This window comes from Streptomyces sp. NPDC029526 (genome assembly GCF_040637405.1).
GTDB lineage: Bacteria > Actinomycetota > Actinomycetes > Streptomycetales > Streptomycetaceae > Streptomyces.
In genome coordinates, this window is record NZ_JBEZWE010000002.1 from 541,417 (window position 1) to 559,541 (window position 18,125).

The 18,125-nt window shown below is 74.3% G+C and carries 10 protein-coding genes and 1 pseudogene; all 11 read left to right on the plus strand.

Annotation, left to right across the window (positions count from 1 at the left end):
- Nucleotides 1-109: 109 nt before the first annotated feature.
- Nucleotides 110-1,354: pseudogene (locus AB0F01_RS07970) on the plus strand (histidine kinase); the annotation flags it as partial.
- 275 nt (nt 1,355-1,629) lie between these two features.
- On the plus strand, nt 1,630-2,346 hold the full coding sequence (locus AB0F01_RS07975) for a response regulator transcription factor (RefSeq protein WP_362091009.1): 717 nt from the start codon (nt 1,630-1,632) through the stop codon (nt 2,344-2,346).
- Nucleotides 2,347-2,565: 219 nt separating this feature from the next.
- Nucleotides 2,566-3,462, plus strand: a complete 897-nt coding sequence (locus AB0F01_RS07980; protein ID WP_362091011.1) for an ABC transporter ATP-binding protein — start codon at nt 2,566-2,568, stop codon at nt 3,460-3,462.
- Entirely contained in the window at nt 3,459-6,071 is a 2,613-nt protein-coding gene (locus AB0F01_RS07985) for an FtsX-like permease family protein (protein ID WP_362091014.1), read from the plus strand. Before AB0F01_RS07980 ends, AB0F01_RS07985 begins: the two co-directional genes overlap by 4 nt.
- 236 nt (nt 6,072-6,307) lie before the next feature.
- Complete coding sequence (locus AB0F01_RS07990; RefSeq protein WP_362091017.1) at nt 6,308-7,711, plus strand: MFS transporter; 1,404 nt, start codon at nt 6,308-6,310, stop codon at nt 7,709-7,711.
- On the plus strand, nt 7,708-9,117 hold the full coding sequence (locus AB0F01_RS07995) for an FAD-dependent monooxygenase (RefSeq protein ID WP_362091019.1): 1,410 nt from the start codon (nt 7,708-7,710) through the stop codon (nt 9,115-9,117). The genes AB0F01_RS07990 and AB0F01_RS07995 overlap by 4 nt, the downstream gene beginning before the upstream one ends.
- A 173-nt stretch (nt 9,118-9,290) precedes the next feature.
- The gene (locus tag AB0F01_RS08000; RefSeq protein ID WP_362091022.1) at nt 9,291-11,324 is read left to right on the plus strand and encodes a thioredoxin domain-containing protein; all 2,034 of its coding nucleotides are present in this window, start codon (nt 9,291-9,293) and stop codon (nt 11,322-11,324) included.
- Nucleotides 11,325-11,553: 229 nt separating this feature from the next.
- On the plus strand, nt 11,554-12,822 hold the full coding sequence (locus AB0F01_RS08005; protein WP_362091025.1) for a glycosyltransferase: 1,269 nt from the start codon (nt 11,554-11,556) through the stop codon (nt 12,820-12,822).
- Nucleotides 12,819-14,465: a phospholipid carrier-dependent glycosyltransferase gene (locus tag AB0F01_RS08010; protein WP_362091028.1), complete on the plus strand. Its 1,647-nt coding sequence runs from the start codon at nt 12,819-12,821 to the stop codon at nt 14,463-14,465. The genes AB0F01_RS08005 and AB0F01_RS08010 overlap by 4 nt, the downstream gene beginning before the upstream one ends.
- The gene (locus AB0F01_RS08015) at nt 14,462-15,643 is read left to right on the plus strand and encodes a glycosyltransferase family 2 protein (RefSeq protein WP_362091031.1); all 1,182 of its coding nucleotides are present in this window, start codon (nt 14,462-14,464) and stop codon (nt 15,641-15,643) included. Before AB0F01_RS08010 ends, AB0F01_RS08015 begins: the two co-directional genes overlap by 4 nt.
- A complete protein-coding gene (locus AB0F01_RS08020; RefSeq protein ID WP_362091034.1) occupies nt 15,640-18,081 on the plus strand; it encodes a galactose oxidase-like domain-containing protein in 2,442 nt (813 codons plus the stop codon). Before AB0F01_RS08015 ends, AB0F01_RS08020 begins: the two co-directional genes overlap by 4 nt.
- The last annotated feature ends 44 nt before the right edge of the window (nt 18,082-18,125 follow it).

The window sequence follows — 18,125 nt, forward strand, 5'->3', positions numbered from 1 at the left end:
GGCCTCGCCGCCGACTACGGTGGGCTCACGCGCACACGCAGGTACACGTTCCGCCGGACGGCCACGGGCCGGCCGACCGGTCGCGGGCCGTACACGAGAGGGTGGGCCCTTGAGTCCGGTGAAGGAGGAACCGCCGCGCGCGCTCCTCGCGGCGGCCTCGCGGGGGTGGGTGCGGGCGCTGCCGTGGGCACTGGCGTTCGTCCTGGCCGTCTCGCTGCTCCCCACCACCATCGTGGTCCTCACCGCCGACTACCGACTGAACGGCGCCGTCGCCGCCGGGCTCGCCGTCGGGCAGGCAGCGCCGCTGCTGCTCGCCGTCGCACGACCGCTGCGCGCCTGGTACGTGATCTTCGTCGCGGACGTGGCCGGGGCGCTGGCCCTGCTCGGCGTCGACTTCGAGGAACGGCTGCTGTGGCCGTTCCCGCCCCCGGGGCTCGTCGGGTACGTCGCCCTCTGCCTCGCCCTGGGCCTGCGCGAACGCCGCCGGACGCTGCTGCAGGTGTGGCTGGCGACCGCGGCGGCCAACGTCGGCCTCGGCTTCGTCGCCCCGCACGGGTTCGGGGCCCGGGAGTTGCTGTTCACCATCCTCGGTGGCGTCGCGCTGCTGCTGGGCGGTGCGCTGCGCGAACGGTACGAGGTGCAGCGCCGGCTGGCCGAGCAGGAGTCGATCAGCGAGGCGGAGCGCGCCCGGCGGACGCTGCTGGAGGAACGCGCCCGCATCGCCCGCGAGTTGCACGATGTGGTGGCGCACCACATGTCCGTCATCACGGTGCAGGCCGACACCGCCGAGTATCGTCTGCCGGGCCTCTCCCCGGACGTGCGCGGGGAGTTCACGACCATCGCGTCGACCGCCCGGGAGTCGCTGGGGGAGATGCGCCGGCTCCTCGGCGTCCTGCGGAGCGAGGAGGCGCGGGGCGAACTCGGGCCCCAGCCGGGCCTGACGCAGATCGGTCAGCTGGTCGAGGCGACGGCACGGGCGGGCGGGCCGGTGGAGTACAGCCCGTGCGAGGGTGAGGTGCCCGACGCGGTCGGGCTCTCGGCGTACCGGATCGTCCAGGAGGCCCTCGCGAACGTGGTGCGCCACGCGCCGGGGGCCCCGGCCCGGGTGTCACTGACGTTGTCGGAGCCGCGGTCGCAGCCAGGGCCGGAAGGCGACCGGGACGGTCGGCGGCTCACCGTCCTGGTGGTCAACGGGCCGCCGCCCCGGCCGCCCGGCCGGCCGCTCGAGGCGGGCGGCGGCACCGGGCACGGACTCGTCGGCATGCGCGAGCGGGTCCGGCTCGTCGGCGGCACCCTCGACGTGGGACCGCTGCCGGACGGCGGATTCCGGGTCGCCGCCCGGCTACCCGTGAGTGGAGCGCCCGGAGCGCCCGAAGCGCCCGGAGCGCCCGGAGCGCCCGGAGCCACCGGAGCGCCCGGAGAAGCGGGAGCGTCGGGAGCCACGGGATCGCCGGGAGCCACTGGAGCGCCGGGAGAAACGGGAGCGCCCGGCACGACCGGAGCGAACCGAGAGACCAGGGAGACTCGGAGGACCGGGGACACCGGAGAGCCCGGTGACGCCGGGGAAGCCGGGGAAGCCGGAGAGACCGGGGAGACCGGGAAGACCTGAAAGACCGGAGGGGACCTCACGTGACGACGCGCGTCATCATCGTCGACGACCAGGCCATGGTGCGGGCCGGGTTCGCCGCTCTGCTGGCCGCCCAGAGCGACATCGACGTGGTGGGCGAGGCCCCCGACGGTGCGCAGGGCGTCGAACTGAGCCGGCGCACCCGTCCCGACGTCGTGCTGATGGACGTGCGGATGCCGGAGATGGACGGGCTGGAGGCCACGCGGCGGCTGCTCGCGCCCACGTCGGGCGGCGGAGCCACCGCCCCGGCCCCGGGCGGCCCGGGGACTGCGGGGGAGCACCGGCCGCGGGTCCTGATGCTCACCACGTTCGACGTCGACGACTACGTCTACGAGGCGCTGCGGGCGGGGGCGAGCGGCTTCCTGTTGAAGGACGCACCACCCGCCGACCTCATCGCCGCGGTACGCATCGTGGCGGCGGGCGACGCGCTGCTCGCCCCGTCCGTGACCCGCCGGCTGATCGCGGACTTCGCACGGCAGCGCCCTGCCGCGCGGGGCAGACCGGAGCTGCGGCTCAAGGCGCTGACGGAACGCGAGACCGAGGTCCTCACCCTGGTCGCCCGCGGCCGGTCCAACACGGAGATCGCCGAGATCCTGGTGCTCGCCGAGCAGACGGTGAAGACGCACGTGAGCCGTGTCCTGACCAAGCTGCACCTGCGCGACCGCGCGCAGGCGGTCGTCCTCGCCTACGAGTCGGGCCTGGTGACCCCGGGGGAGTAGGAGACCGGGCCGGCCCCGCCTCACCGCTCCCGAAGCGTCCCCCGCAATCGCCCCGCGCCGGGCCGCACCGTCTCACCGCGTCCCGCGGCCCTCCTCCACCCCCTACCGGGGTAGCACCCCCACATCGGCTCCCCGGTATGACGCCCGGCACCGGACCCTCGGCGCACGGTTGCTCCCGTACCGACGAACGGTCACGCACCGGAGTGAGGGAGAGCAGCCATGAGACTACGCAGGGGCGGGCGGCGGACGATGCCCGGCGACGGGGCGGCCCCGGACGGGCGCCGCACCGCCACAGCCACAGCCCCGGACGGGCGCGCCACAACCCCGGACGGGCGCCACGCGGCGCCGGACGGCGTGCCCGGTGCCGCCGTCGAACTCCGCGGGGTGCGGCGGCAGTACGGCCGCGGTGCGGACGCCGTGCACGCCCTCGCCGGCATCGACCTCGCCCTCGCACGCGGCACCTTCACCGCCGTCATGGGCCCCTCCGGGTCCGGCAAGTCGACCTTCCTCCAGTGCGCCGCCGGACTCGACCGTCCGTCGGCGGGTTCCGTGCGGCTCGGCGGTACGGAGATCACCGGCATGAGCGAGAACGAGCTGACCGAACTCCGCCGCAGCCGCCTCGGTTTCGTCTTCCAGGCGTTCAACCTGCTGCCGTCGCTCACGGTGGAGCAGAACGTCCTGCTGCCGATGCGCCTGGCCGGGGTGCGCCGCGGCAACCAGGGGCGGGCGGCGGAGGTGCTCGCGCAGGTCGGGCTCTCCGACAAGGCGGGGCGTCGGCCCGGTGAGCTGTCCGGCGGCCAGCAACAGCGGGTGGCGGTCGCCCGTGCTCTGGTCACCGCGCCGGACGTGGTGTTCGCCGACGAGCCCACCGGCGCCCTCGACACCGGGGCCGCCGCCGAGGTGCTCGGGCTGCTCCGGAACGCGGTGGACGCCCTCGGCGCCACCGTCGTCATGGTCACCCACGACCCGGCCGCGGCCACCTGGGCCGACCGGGTCCTGTTCCTCGCCGACGGCGCCTTCGCCGGCCATCTCGAACGGGCCCCGGCGGAACGGATCGCGCAGCGGATGACGGTGCTCACCGACCGCGCCGGCAGGACGGCGGGTGTGGCGGCATGAGGCGTCCCAACGGCCTCGCCCGCGCGGCGGTCCGCTTCAAGCCCGCGTCCTTCGCCGGGACCTTCCTCGCACTGATGATGTCCGCGCTCATCGTCACGGCGTGCGGGGTCCTGCTGGAGACCGGCCTGCGCGCGAGCGTGCCGCCGCAGCGCTACGCCGACGCGCCGGTCGTCGTGGCGGCCGACCAGTACGTGCGCGTCGTCACCGGCAGCGGGGAGGACCGTGAGGAAGAGGCGGTCCCGCTGCCGGACACGGCGCGCGTCGACGTCGCGCTGGCGGCGCGGGCCGCCCGCGCACCCGGCGCGGCGGACGCCGTCGCGGACTTCACCTTCCCGGTCCGCCCGGCCGGCGCAGCAGGCGACGGCGGCCCGGACGCCCGGGGCGGGGAGGCCGGGAGGGCCGGTGATGCCGGGCCGGCCGGGGAGGCCGGTGGTCCCGGACCGGCCGTCCCGGGCGGGGTGCTCACCGGGCACGGGTGGGGCTCCCACACGTTCACCGGGGCCGTGCTCACCGAAGGCTCCGCACCCCGCGAGGGCGAGGTCGTGCTCGACGCCCGGACCGCCCGCGCCCTGGGGACCGGCACCGGCGGCACCCTCCCCCTGGACACCGCGGCCGGACGGCGGGACTTCCGCGTCGCGGGCCTCGCGGAGCCCGGGCCCGGGGACGCCCCCGGACCACACGGGCCCGATTCCACGGGGGGCTTCGCCTGGTTCGCCGACGCCCAGGCTCCCGCCCTGGCCGGTCACCCCGGCAAGGCGGACGCCGTCGTCGTCCTCGCCCGGCGGGGCACCGACCCCGACGCCCTCGCCGCCTCCGTGCACACGGCCCTGGACGGCACCGGCGCGCGGGTGCACACCGGCGACGACCGAGGCGCCCTGGAGGATCCGCTCCTCGGTCACGCCAAGGAGACGCTGTTCGGCATCGGCGCGTCGTTCGGCGGCATCGCCACCCTCGTCGCGATCTTCACGGCGGCCGGGACCGTCGCCCTGTCCGTGTCCCAGCGGGCCCGGGAGTTCGCCCTGCTGCGCGCCGTCGGCGCCACCCCCCGGCAGATCCGCCGCGCGGTCGCCTCCGAAGCGCTGCTGGTGGCCCCCCTGGCCGGGCTCCTCGGCTGCCTGCCGGGCATGGGGCTGGCGCACTGGTGGTTCGGGCAGTTGCAGGACCGCGGGGCGATCCCGCGGGCGGTGCAGGTGCACGTCTCCGCCTTCCCGCTGCTCGCCGCGGTCGGCCTCGGACTGCTCACCGCGCTCGTCGCCGGCTGGGCGGCCGGCCGCAGGCCCGCGAGGACCAAACCGGGGCAGGCGCTGACCGACGCCTCGGTGGAACGGCTGCGCCCGGGGCCCGTCCGGACCGCTCTGGGGCTCGCCGCCCTCGTCGGCGGCGCGTTCCTCACCGGGGTCTCCGCCCGGAGCGCGGGGGACGACGCGGCCGGCGCGGCACTGGGCGTCGTCATGTGCTTCATGTTCGCCGTCGCCCTGCTCGGCCCGCTGATCGCACGGCTGGGTGTCGGACTCCTCGGCCTCGCACTGCGCGGCGCGGGCCCGGTCGCCCGGCTCGCCGCCGCCAACTCCCGTGCGAACGCGCGCCGTCTGGCGTCCGCGATCACCCCGGTCGTGCTCGCCCTGGCCTTCGCCTCGACGCTCGTCTTCATGAACACCAGCGAGCGCCACGTCGCCGACCGGCAGCTGCGCGAGGGCATCACCGCGGACCACGTGGTGACCGACCCGGCCGGGCTGCCGCCCGACGCGGTCGCTCGTGCCGCCCGGGTGCCGGGTGTGGAGGCGGCCGTCGGTCTGCTGACCACCCAGGTGCTGGTCCCGCTGGGGTCCGGGGAGTTCGCGTCCCTGCAAGGGGCTCGGGTCCAGGGCATCACGGGCACCGGGGCCGAACTCGCCGCGGTGCAGGACCTCGACGTGCGCGACGGCAGCCTCGACCGGATCGGCGCCGGCCGGATCGCCGTCGACCGGACCCTGGCGACCGCGGCCGACGCGGGCGTCGGCGACCGGCTCCCGCTCCACCTCCCCGACGGCACCCGGACCGCCCCCGAGATCGTCGCCGTCTACGGCCGGGGCCTCGGCCTGGCCACGGTGACCATGGACCGGGCGTCCCTGGCCGGGCACGTCACGTCCGGCTTCGACACCACCCTGCTGGTGCGCGGGGGATCGAAGGAGTCCCTCGCCGCGCTGGGCGCGGTCACCGACGCGTCCGGCCACGCCGCCGAACGCGGCCTGGACGCCCGGCTGGGCGACTGGACCAACCGCACGATGGCGGCCCTCCTCGGCGGCTTCGCCGCGGTCGCCGCCGTCAACACCCTGGTGATGACGGTCCTCGACCGCCGCCGCGAACTGGGCACGCTCCGCCTCGTCGGCACGACCCCGCGCCAGGTCCTGGCCATGCTCCGCTGGGAGAGCCTGCTGGTCTCCGGCATCGGCGTGGCCCTCGGCTCCGCGATCGCCGCGGCCACCCTGATCCCGATGGTGCGCGGCACCACCGGCGCCCTGCCCCACGTACCACCCCTGGTGTACGGCGGCTTCGTGGTCACCGCGGGAGGCCTGGCCCTGCTGGCGGTCACGCTGCCCGCCCGGGGCGTACTGCGACGCCACCCCTGACCGGCGTCCGCGACGGCACCGGCGACGGCGGTCCCGATGGGGTTCCCATGGGCCCACCGGTCCCGGCCGGCACCTGGCCATCCCCGCCGGTCCCGGCCCAGCCCGGCACCGGCCCGGGGCCGCCCCGCCGCCGGTGCCCGCGCTGCCGACGTGCCGTGCGCACCACGCCCCGCACCCCACGCCCCCGCACGCCACACCACCCGCACCTCCCGCCCCTCCCGCCGGAAAGGACGCCCATGACCACGACCCAGGCCCCCACCGCCCCACCCCCGACGGGCAGGGCAGCCGTCGGGGCGCTCGGCCTGCTGGCGCTGTCCGCGGGCGCCCTGGAGTCGGTGGTGGCGCCGACGCTGCCGCTCCTGGAACGCGAACTCGGCCTGAATCCCTCCGGGTCGGCCGTGCTCGGCATCGTGCTGCTCGTCACCGGCGCGCTCGTCACCCCGCTGGCGGGCTCGTTCGGCGACCGCTACGGCGGCAAGACGGTCCTCGTGCGGCTGATGGCGGTCGTCGCGGTCGGCGGCACCGTGTCCGCGCTGGCCCCGAACCTGCCCCTGCTGCTGCTCGGACAGGTGCTGCAGGGAGCCATGGTCGGTGCGCTGCCCCTGTCGTTCGTCGTGGTGCGCGCCCACTTGCCCGCGGGCCGGGCGAAGGTCGCCATCGGCACGGTGGGCGGCCTCTTCGTCGGCGGCGGGATGGTCGGCATGCTGGCCGCCGGGCCGGTCGCGGAAGCGCTCTCCCGGCACTGGATGTTCGCCCTGCCCACCGTCGCCGTGGCCGGATCCACCCTGCTCGTGCACCGGCTGATGCCGACCGACCCGCCGGGCCGGCCGCGCGGCACCCGGACCGACTGGCCCGGCCTGCTGCTCCTGAGCGGGACGCTGGTCACCCTCGTCCTCCTCCTCGCCCTGGCCCCCGAGGCCGGCGCGCACCCCGCGGTGCTCGGGGCGCTCCTCGTCCTCCTCGGTGCCCTCGGCAGTGCGTGGGTGGCCGTGGAACGGAGGGTGCCCGATCCGATGATCGACCTGCGCCTGCTGGCCCGTCCCGCGATCTGGAGGGCCTGCGTACTGACCTTCGTGATCTGCCTCGGCGCGTCGACGGCGGTCTTCCTCGTGCCCCAACTGCTCGACGAACGCGGCGCCGGCCACGGATTCGGCCTCGGCGCCGCCGCCATCGGCCTCGTCCTGCTCCCCGGTGCCGTCGCCGCCACCGCGGCCGGGCCGCTCGGCGGACTCGGGGAGCGCCGGTTCGGTTCGCGCGCCGTGGTCGCCACCGGCGTCGTCACGATGAGCCTCTCCCTGTTGTTCCTGGCGGCCGCGCACAGCGAGATCTGGCACGTCGCCGCCGGCAAGGCGCTCGTCGCGCTGGCCAACGGCCTGTGCGTCACCGCCCTGATGACCAGCACCGCCACGGCCGTCGAGGCGGGCGAGACCGGTGTCGCCACCAGCCTGATCCTGGTGAGCCGGGTGCTCGGCTACGTCGTCGGCGGACAGCTCGGCGGCGCCCTGCTCACCGCCGCGACCCCGCCCGGTTCCACGGTCGCCGCCGAATCCGCCTACGTCACCGGCTTCGTCCTGGCCGGCCTGGTCACCCTGCCCGCCCTGTTCCTCACCCGCACCCCGACCAAGGGAGTCACGCCATGACCCGCACCCCCCGTCCGGCCCGCCCGCACACCACGCCTCCGGAGCCGGTCCTGGTCTCCGGCGCCGGGATCGCGGGCCTGTCCCTCGCCCACTGGCTGCGCCGCCTCGGACACCCGGTCACCGTCGTCGAGAAGGCCGGCGCGCCGCGCAGCGGCGGCTACCCCGTCGACGTGCGCGGCACCGCCCTCGACGTCGTGGAGCGGATGGGCCTGCTGCCCCGGCTGCGGGAGGCGCACATCGGCCTGCGCCGCCTCACCTTCCTGGACGGCGACGGCACCGAGGTGGCCGCCCTCCCCCCGCACTCCGTCACGGGCGGTGCCGAGGGACGCGACCTGGAGGTGCGCCGCGGCGACCTGACCGACGCCCTGTACGAAGTCGTCCGGGACGACGTGGAGTTCCTGTTCGGCGACTCGATCGACTCGATCGACACCCCCGACCCCGACCGGACCGGCCACGGGACCGGCCACCGGACCGGGCACGGGACCGGGCACCGGACCGGGCACGGGACCGGCCACCGGGCCGGCCACGGGACCGGCCACCGGACCGGGCACGGGACCGGGCACCGGACCGGGCACGGGACCGGCCACCGGGCCGGCCACGGCCCCGGCCACCGGGCCGGCCACGGCGTCGACGTCACCTTCCGCAGTGGCGCCTGCCGCACCTTCGGCCTGGTCGTCGGCGCGGACGGCACCCACTCCCGCACCCGGGAGATCCTGTTCGGCCCGGAGGACCGCTTCCACCGCCACCTCGGCCACTGCTTCGCCGTGTTCACGATGCCCAACACCCTCGCCCTGGCCGACGAAGTGGTCCTGTGGAACACCCCCGGCAGGGCCGCGGCCCTGTACGCGGTGGGCGACGGTGACGAGGTGCACGCCCTCCTCGCCTTCGCCCACCCCCGCCCGCCCAGGCGCCTGTTCGGTGACTCGCGGGCCCAAAGGGCCCTCCTCACCGAGGTCTTCGCCGACGCGGGGTGGCACGTCCCGGACATCCTGGCCGCCGCCCGTGGGGCCGACGACCTGTTCTTCGACGCCGTCGGCCAGATCCGCATGCCCCGCTGGTCCAGCGGCCGGGTCGCACTGCTGGGCGACGCCGCGCACGCGCCCTCCTTCCTGACCGGACAGGGCACCAGCCTCGCCCTCGTCGGCGCCTACATGCTCGCGGCGTCCCTGGCCGGCCGGGACCACACCGCGGGCTTCGCCGCCTACGAGCACGGCACCCGGGCCTTCGTCACCCGTAACCAGGACCTCGTCGGCGAGGGCGGCACCACCCTCTTCCCGCCCACCGCCCCGGCCCTCGCCCGGCGCGACGCCCGCCTGCGCGCCCTGCGCACCCTGGGCTCCCTCCCCGCCCCGGCCCCCCGCCCCGCCCACACGTCCCTCACCCTGCCCGTCTTCCCGGCGCCGTGACCTCGCCGTGGGCCCCGTCACCGACCGCTCCCGGCCGGTGGAGTCCGCCGCCCCGGCCGGTGGCGCCCCGCCGCGAGGGCCGGGGCGTCCCGACCGGCCCCCGTTTCCCGCCGTTCGTGTCCTCCCCTGTGGCGCGCGGGCGGGCCCGGGGCGGGGTGAGCGAGGATGGGGGTATGCCCAACCGACTCGCACAGGCCACGTCCCCGTACCTCCTCCAGCACGCGGACAACCCCGTCGACTGGTGGCCCTGGGAGGCGGGCGCGTTCGACGAAGCCCGACGGCGCGACGTCCCCGTCTTCCTGAGCGTCGGCTACAGCGCCTGCCACTGGTGTCACGTCATGGCGCACGAGTCCTTCGAGGACCGGGAGACCGCCGACTACCTGAACGCGCACTTCGTGAGCGTGAAGGTGGACCGCGAGGAGCGCCCGGACGTCGACGCCGTCTACATGGAGGCCGTGCAGGCGGCGACCGGCCACGGGGGTTGGCCGATGTCGGTGTGGCTGACGCCGGACGGGGAGCCGTTCTACTTCGGCACGTACTTCCCGCCCGAGGCCCGGCAGGGCATGCCGTCCTTCCGGCAGGTCCTGGAGGGGGTGCAGCGGGCGTGGGACGAGCGGCGGGACGAGGTCGCCGATGTCGCCGGGAAGATCGCGCGGGACCTGTCCGCCCGGGAGATCGCCTTCGGGGACGCCGAGATGCCGGGTGAACAGGAGCTGGCGCAGGCCCTGTTGGGGCTGACCCGCGACTACGACCCGAAGCGGGGCGGGTTCGGCGGGGCGCCGAAGTTCCCGCCGTCGATGGTGCTGGAGTTCCTGTTGCGCCACCACGCCCGCACGGGCGCCGAGGGCGCGCTGCAGATGGCGGCGGACACCTGCGAGCGGATGGCGCGGGGCGGGATCTACGACCAGCTCGGCGGCGGCTTCGCACGCTACTCGGTCGACCGGGACTGGACGGTCCCGCATTTCGAGAAGATGCTCTACGACAACGCCCTCCTCTGCCGCGTCTACGCCCACCTGTGGCGGTCGACGGGCTCGGAGCCGGCGCGCCGGGTGGCCCTGGAGACCGCCGACTTCATGGTGCGCGAACTGCGCACCCCACAGGGCGGGTTCGCCTCCGCGCTGGACGCCGACAGCGACGACGGCACGGGTCGGCACGTCGAGGGCGCCTACTACGTGTGGACGCCCGCGCAGTTGCGGGAGGTCCTCGGCGAGGCGGACGCGGAGGTGGCCGCGCGGTACTTCGGGGTGACCGAGGAGGGCACCTTCGAGGAGGGCGCCTCGGTGCTGCAACTCCCGCAGCAGGACGAGGTGTTCGACGCCGCGCGGATCGAGGGCATCCGGGAGCGGCTGCTGTCGGCGCGGGCGTCCCGGCCGGCGCCGGGGCGGGACGACAAGGTGGTGGCCGCGTGGAACGGGCTGGCGATCGCCGCGCTGGCCGAGACGGGGGCGTACTTCGACCGGCCGGATCTGGTCGAGGCCGCGTCGGCCGCGGCGGACCTGCTAATGCGGGTGCACCTCGACGAGCACGCGGCGCTCGTGCGGACCAGCCGGGACGGACGCGCCGGGGTGAACGCGGGGGTGCTGGAGGACTACGCGGACGTCGCCCAGGGGTTCCTGGCGCTGGCGTCGGTGACGGGGGAGGGGGTGTGGCTGGAGTTCGCCGGACTGCTCCTGGACCACGTGCTGACCCGCTTCACCGACGAGGAGTCGGGTGCGCTGTTCGACACGGCGGCCGACGCGGAGCGGCTGATCCGGCGTCCGCAGGACCCGACCGACAACGCCGCGCCGTCGGGCTGGACGGCCGCCGCCGGTGCGCTGCTGGGGTATGCCGCGCACACGGGTTCCGTGCCGCACCGCACGGCGGCCGAGCGGGCGCTGGGCGTGGTGAAGGCGCTGGGGCCGCGGGTGCCGCGGTTCATCGGCTGGGGTCTGGCGGTCGCGGAGGCGGCGCTGGACGGTCCGCGGGAGGTGGCGGTGGTGGGTCCGGCGCCGGACGACCCCGGGACCGTGGCGCTGCACCGGGCGGCGCTGCTGGGGGCGGCTCCGGGTGCGGTGGTGGCGGTGGGGACTGCGGAGAGTGACGAGTTCCCGTTGCTGGCCGACCGTCCGCTGGTGGACGGGCGGGCGACGGCGTACGTCTGCCGCAACTTCACCTGTGACGCTCCGACGACCGAAATTGATCGGTTGAGGGGAGCGCTGGGCGGCTGAAAGCGGAGGGCACCCGGGGTCCGGGTGCCCTCCGGACGTGGTCGCGGAATGGCTTGTTCCTGGCAACTCCGGTCGGATCCTGGACAGTTGGGAAACAGTCTGTTTATCGGAAAAGCCCCCGCGCTTCACAACTCCCCCCTAATCTCTGCACGGTGACGTGACGCATGCGCCGTTGCGCCGGTGACGCGCGGTCACAGCACGGGGGTTACGGGATCTGGGGGGATCTGTCTTGCTCACCTCGTTATTCATCGCTGTCGTCTCGCTGGCCCTCTTCTGGATGGCCGGATTCACCCTGTGGTGGCAGATGCACGCCTGGCGCACGCCGGAGGTGCTGGCCTCCACGCGGTTCAGCAGCCCGGACGGCGGGGAGCACCTCTCGTTCTCGCTGCTGCTGCCCGCCCGGCACGAACAGGCGGTGCTCGACCACACGATCCAGCGCCTGCTGGAGTCGAGCCACACCGACTTCGAGATCATCGTCATCGTCGGACACGACGACCCCGGCACCACCGCGGTCGCCGAAGCCGCCGCGGACCGGGACCCGCGCGTGCGGGTCGTCGTCGACACCCACGAGCGCAAGAACAAGCCCAAGGCCATGAACACGGCCCTGCCGTACTGCCGGGGCGATGTCGTCGGGGTCTTCGACGCCGAGGACCAGGTCCACCCCGAACTGCTCGCCCACGTCGACCACGCCTTCCGCTCCACCGGCGCGGACGTGGTCCAGGGCGGGGTGCAGCTGATCAACTTCCACTCCAGCTGGTACAGCCTGCGCAACTGCCTGGAGTACTTCTTCTGGTTCCGCTCCCGCCTGCACCTGCACGCGCAGAAAGGGTTCATCCCCCTCGGCGGCAACACCGTCTTCGTCCGCACCGACGTGCTGCGCGCGGCGGACGGCTGGGACCCCGACTGCCTCGCCGAGGACTGCGACCTGGGCGTGCGGCTGTCCAGCATCGGCAAGCGGGTCGTCGTCGCCTACGACTCCGACATGGTCACCCGGGAGGAGACCCCGGGCTCCCTGGTGTCCCTGCTCAAGCAGCGCACCCGCTGGAACCAGGGCTTCCTCCAGGTGTACCGGAAGAAGGACTGGAAGCAACTGCCCACCCTCGGGCAGCGGATGCTCGCCCGCTACACGCTGATGACCCCGTTCCTCCAGGCGTTCACCGGACTGATCATCCCGCTCAACGTGGCCATCGCGATCTTCCTCGACGTGCCCGTCGGCATCGCCTTCATCACCTTCCTGCCGGCCGTCACCGCCCTGGTCACCTTCGTCTTCGAGGTCGTCGGACTGCACGACTTCGGCAGGCAGTACGGCCTGCGCGTCCGGTTCGTCCACTACCTGAAGCTGATCGTGGGCGGCCCCTTCTACCAGGTGCTCCTCGCCGGTGCCGCGGTCCGCGCCGTCTGGCGCGAGCAGCGCGGCCGCAACGACTGGGAGCTGACCACCCACGTCGGCGCCCACCTCGACGCGTCCGCCGCGACCCGAGAGGACGTACCCGCGTGACCTCCACCCTCCCCGCGGCGACCACGACCACGGTCCCCGCGCAGCGCCGGCCCGCGCCCTCGGGCACTCCGGCCGGCCGCACACTGCCGCCGAGACGGCTCCGTTCGTCCCGCTCCGACCTGATCCTGTGCGGCGCCCTGCTGGTGGCGATCCTGTTCGTCCAGGGCTGGAACATCGCCGACTACCCCACCCTCAGCGACGACGAGGGCACCTACCTCGCCCAGGCGTGGGCCGTCCAGGAGGGCCGGGGCCTCGCCCACTACACCTACTGGTACGACCACCCGCCGCTCGGCTGGATCCAGCTCGCCGTCCTGACCTGGATCCCCGCCATGCTCAGCCCCGAGTCGATGACGGTGGGCACCATGCGCGCCGTGATGCTGCTGATCAGCGGCATCAGCGCGGTGCTGGTGTACGTCCTGGGCCGCCGGCTCGCCCTGCCGCGCTGGGCCGCCGGGCTCGGCATGGCCCTGTTCGGGCTGTCGCCGCTGTCGGTGGTGCTCCAGCGCGAGATCTTCCTCGACAACCTCGCGGTGATGTGGACGCTCCTGGCGTTCACCCTCGCCGCCTCCCCGAGCCGTCACCTCTGGCACCACTTCGGCGCGGGCATGGCCGCCGCGACCGCCGTGCTCACCAAGGAGACGATGCTCGTCGTCCTGCCCGCCCTGTTCCTCACCGCCTGGCGGCACAGCCACCGCGACACCCGCAAGTTCGCGCTGACCGGCGCCGTCACGGCCTGCGCGCTCATCGGCTTCTCCTACCCCCTGTTCGCCCTGCTCAAGGGCGAGCTGTTCCCGGGCAACGGGCACGTCTCCCTGTGGGACGGCGTCGCCTACCAGATGACCCGGCCCGGCTCCGGCTTCATCCTCGACGAGGGGTCCGGCTCCTGGGGCGTCCTGCAGTCCTGGCTGTACTACGACCGCATCCTGCCGCTCGGCGGCCTCGCGGGCGCCCTGCTGCTGCTCGCCACCTGGCGCTGGTCGGTCACCGCCCGCGCGCTCGCGGGCCCCGCGCTCACCGTGGCCATCCTGGCCGCGCTGGCGATGCGCCCCGACGGCTACCTGCCCGCGATGTACGTCATCCAGGCGCTGCCGTTCCTCGCACTGGTCCTCGCCGGGGGCGCGGCGAGCGTCGCGCACGCCGTGCTGCGCCGCGGACGCTCCGACACCGAGCGCCGGTCCGTGCGCGGGGCGCGCTACGCACTCGCCGTCGCCCTGGCCCTCGCCGCCTGCGCCTACGTCGGCCCCCGCTGGTACGACGGCGCCCGCACCGCCGTCACCACCGACGCCAACGCCCCCTACGAGGCCGCCTCGGCGTGGATGGCCACCGAGGTCGACGATCCCAGCGGCACCCGGGTGCTGGTCGACGACGCGATGTGGCTCGACCTGGTGCACGCCGGCTACCGGCCCGGTCTCGGCGTCATCTGGTTCTACAAGGCCGACCTGGACCCGGCGGTGACGAAGACGCTGCCGCGCGGCTGGCGGGACGTCGACTACGTGGTCGCCTCGCCGACGGTCCGGCGCGACGCGAAGGACCTGCCGACCGTGCGGGCGGCCATCGAGCACTCGGTGCCGGTGGCCACCTTCGGCACCGGTGAGGACCGCGTCGAGATACGCCGGGTCGAGACCGCCGGAGGCAGCCGATGAGCCAGGAGCACACGGTCCCGGGAGGACTCGGCGACCCGGCGCTCGACCCGGCCGGGGTGGCCGAGCCGGGGGCCGTCACCATCGTCGTCCCGACGTTCAACGAGTCCGCCAACGTGGCGGCGTTGCTGCGGCAGATCACCGAGTCGGTGCCCTCCCGGCTGCCGTGCGAGGTCGTCTTCGTGGACGACTCCACCGACGACACCCCCGAGGCCATCCGCCGGGCCGCGCAGGACTGCCCGTTCCCGGTGACCGTGCTGCACCGCGAGGAGCCGACCGGCGGGCTCGGCGGCGCGGTCGTCGAGGGCATCCGGGCCGCCACCTCGGACTGGGTGGTCGTCATGGACGGCGACTGCCAGCACCCGCCCGCCCTGGTGCCGGAGCTGGTGGCGACGGGGGAGCGGGCCAACGCGGGCCTCGTCGTCGCCTCCCGCTACCTCGAGGGCGGCAGCCGCGCCGGGCTGGCCGGCAGCTACCGGGTCGCCGTCTCCCGGGCGGCGACCTGGCTGACCAAGGCGCTGTTCCCGCGCCGCCTGCACGGCATCAGCGACCCGATGAGCGGCTTCTTCGCCATCCGCCGCAGCACGGTCACCGCCGACGACCTCAAGCCCCTCGGCTACAAGATCCTCCTCGAACTCGCCGTCCGCGCCCGCCCCCGCACCGTCGCCGAGGTCCCGTTCGTCTTCCGGGAGCGGTTCGCGGGCGAGTCCAAGTCGACCGCCCGGGAGGGCCTGCGCTTCCTGCGGCACCTGACCGGGCTGCGCACCGAGGCGCCGCCCGCCCGCATGGTGGTGTTCGGGCTGATCGGCCTCACCGGCTTCCTGCCGAACCTGGCCGCGCTGTGGGCGCTGACCGGGGCGGGCGTGCACTACCTGCCGGCCGAGATCGCCGCCAACCAGTTCGGCGTGGCCTGGAACTTCCTGCTGATCGAGACCCTGCTGTTCCGTGAGCGGCGGCGGCACCGGCACTGGGCGGACCGCACCGCGCGGTTCGCGCTGCTCGCCAACGCCGACCTGGTGGTGCGCCTGCCGCTGATCGCGCTGCTGGTCGGCCACTTCGGGATGACCGCCGTGCCGGCCACCGCCCTGGCCCTCGCGATCACCTTCGTCCTGCGCTTCGCCGGGACCGAAGCGCTGGTGTACCTCCCTCGCCGCCGTCGTCCAAGGAGAAGCACCCCATGAACCTCGCCACCGTCCTCTCCCGGCGCAGACCGGCGGCCCTGCTGGCCGTCGGCGCCCTCACCACGGGCCTGCTCCTCACCGCGCCGCAACCCGCCTCCGCCGCCAACCTGATCACGAACCCCGGCTTCGAGACCCCCGGCACCGGCGACATGCCGTACTGCTGGGAGAAGTCCGGCTGGGGCGACAACGACTTCACGTTCACCACCACCTCCGACGCCCGCACCGGCGACAGCGCGATGAAGGTCGAGCTGACCCGCCGCACCGACGGCGACCGCAAGGCGCTGATCACCGAGTCCGCCGACTGCGCGCCCGTGGTGACGCCGGGCAAGCAGTACGACCTGGGCCTCTGGTACAAGACGACCACCCCGGACGCGTCCATCACCCTCTTCCGGCACGACACCACGGCCGGCTGGCAGTACTGGACCGACCTCAAGACGCTGGACATGCAGCCCGACACCTGGACCGAGGCGACCGTCCGTACCCCCGAGGTCCCCGAGGGCACCGACCGCATCTCCTGGGGCGTCTCCGTCTACGGCACCGGCGCGGCCACCACCGACGACTACACGATGGAGCAGGTCGCCGACCCCGTCCCGGAGCCGGACTGCACCAGCTCACCGGCCGACTGCGCCGACGGCGAGTGGGAGGTGCTGGCCACCGAGAACCCGGTCCGCTCCATGCACTCGGTGGTGCTCCACAACGGCAAGGTGCTGCTGATCGCCGGGTCCGGCAACGACCCCGAGCTGTTCGAGGCGGGCACCTTCACCTCCGCCGTCTACGACCCGGAGGACGGCACCTACACGGTCATCCCCACCCCGGACGACATGTTCTGCGCGGGCCACGTGCAGCTCCAGGACGGCCGGGTCCTGGTGATGAGCGGCAACAAGGGCTACCCGTCCGACGACGGCACCATCGGCTACCAGGGCTACAAGGACTCCTACATCTTCGACCCGGAGACGGAGACCTACACGAAGACCAACGACATGAACGACGGCCACTGGTACCCGTCGGCGACCATCCTCGGCAACGGCGACGTGATCAGCTTCGGCGGACTGCGGGAGGACTCCACCGGCTCGGTCACCGCCGAGCTGTGGTCGGACGCCGAACAGCGGTGGCTGCCGACCTGGCAGGTCAACCAGACCTGGTCGTACTGGGGCCTGTACCCGTCGATGATCCTCATGCAGGACGGGCGCCTCTTCTACTCCGGCAGCCACGTCTTCGGCAACAACATCCCGGGCACCGGCTCCGCGATCTACGACTACGAGGCCAACACCATCACCCAGGTGCCGGGCCTGCGGAACAAGGACGAGCGCGACCAGTCCGCCAGCGTGCTGCTGCCCCCGGCGCAGGACCAGAAGGTCCTCACCCTCGGCGGCGGCAACATCGACACCAACCCGGACGCCAACCGGCTGACCGACATCATCGACCTCAAGCAGCCCGACCCCGCCTACGTGGCCGGCCCGCCGATCCCGCAGGGCACCGTCGACCTCGGCAACGGCCGCGTCCCGCAGACCGGTGACCAGGGCAAGATGTACGTCTCCGCGGTCCTGCTGCCCGACGGCACGGTGCTGGAGACCGGCGGCGCCCTGCACAACCGGGCCGACCCGGTGTACGAGACGTCGATCTTCGACCCGGCGACGGAGACCTTCGACCCGGTGGCCGCCGACCCGGAGGCCCGCGGCTACCACTCCTCGGCGTTCCTGCTGCCCGACGGCCGGGTCATGACCACCGGCGACAACCCGGGCGACGGCTCCTGGAACCACAACGTGTCGATCTACAGCCCGCCCTACCTCTTCAAGGGCGAACGCCCGGTGATCACCTCGCTGATCGACACCGAGTGGACCTACGGCGACACCCAGCGGATCACCGTCGACCGGCCGATCGCCAAGGCCGAGCTGATCCGCCCGGCGGCCGTGACCCACTCCTCCGACCCCAACCAGCGGTTCGTGGACCTGCCGCTGTCGGTGGACGGTGACGACCCCACGACCGTCGACCTGAACGTGACGAGCAACCCCAACCTGGCCCCGCCCGGCTGGTACATGCTGTTCGCCGTCGACGCCAACGGGGTCCCGTCGGTGGCGAAGTGGGTGCACCTCCAGGGCCCGCCCGCCCTCACCGCCCAGGACGCCCACGCCCACGCGCACGTCCACGACTTCGCCGACGCCCCGCGGGGCAAGGTCACCGGCCCCCGCACGAAGCGCGCCGCCGAACCGGTCGCCCCGACCGTCTCCGGCTGCGACCGCCACTACGGCTCGGCCAACGTCTGCGTGCCCACCACCTTCCCGGCGGACGTCGAGCCCACCACGGCCGCCCGCTGCGACTGGCTGAAGGAGCACGACTACGGCCGGCTGAAGGTCAACGGCAAGGACGACCCGCTGAAGCTGGACCGCGACCGGGACGGCATCGCCTGCGGCAAGGGGGACTACCGGCACCGCCGCTGAGGAACCGCCGAGGAGCCGCTGAACGACGGCGGGGGCGCACGGAC

Bases quoted from the DNA above. Each gene is read 5' to 3' on its own strand.
- AB0F01_RS07980 (WP_362091011.1), top strand. From the start codon at position 2,566: ATGAGACTACGCAGGGGCGGGCGGCGGACGATGCCCGGCGACGGGGCG.
- AB0F01_RS07985 (WP_362091014.1), top strand. From the start codon at position 3,459: ATGAGGCGTCCCAACGGCCTCGCCCGCGCGGCGGTCCGCTTCAAGCCC.
- AB0F01_RS07990 (WP_362091017.1), top strand. From the start codon at position 6,308: ATGACCACGACCCAGGCCCCCACCGCCCCACCCCCGACGGGCAGGGCA.
- AB0F01_RS07995 (WP_362091019.1), top strand. From the start codon at position 7,708: ATGACCCGCACCCCCCGTCCGGCCCGCCCGCACACCACGCCTCCGGAG.
- AB0F01_RS08000 (WP_362091022.1), top strand. From the start codon at position 9,291: ATGCCCAACCGACTCGCACAGGCCACGTCCCCGTACCTCCTCCAGCAC.
- AB0F01_RS08015 (WP_362091031.1), top strand. From the start codon at position 14,462: ATGAGCCAGGAGCACACGGTCCCGGGAGGACTCGGCGACCCGGCGCTC.
- AB0F01_RS08020 (WP_362091034.1), top strand. From the start codon at position 15,640: ATGAACCTCGCCACCGTCCTCTCCCGGCGCAGACCGGCGGCCCTGCTG.